We start from the raw sequence: 262 nt of genomic DNA, 5'->3' as shown, positions 1-262 counted from the left end.
AAAGATGCAGCCGGCAATGACGCCACCTTAACCTTAGCCGCCCCGGGAGCAGCCAACTCATTAGGTAACAATAAAGCCTTGGTAGTTGAAGCCTTCCCAACGGTAACCTTATCAGTAAGCAACACTACAATAGCAGAAGCAGCGGGAACCTCAACGATCACCGCTACTTTATCAGCCGTATCGAGCCAAGACGTAACGGTAACACTAGCTTACTCAGGAACAGCCACTAGTGGTATCGATTATAACAATACAGCCAGTACAA

The 262-nt window shown here is 48.1% G+C and carries 1 protein-coding gene; it reads left to right on the top strand.

Annotated elements, in window-relative coordinates; translation table 11 throughout:
• The coding region (locus tag OB69_RS18765) for a hypothetical protein (RefSeq protein WP_185096931.1) at positions 1 to 262 on the top strand (262 nt) is incomplete at both ends.

This window comes from Roseivirga seohaensis subsp. aquiponti, assembly GCF_001267955.1.
In the GTDB taxonomy this organism is placed as follows: Bacteria; Bacteroidota; Bacteroidia; order Cytophagales; family Cyclobacteriaceae; genus Roseivirga; species Roseivirga seohaensis.
Note: the sequence above shows the minus strand (reverse complement) of the source record. Positions and strands in the feature narration are given on the sequence as shown.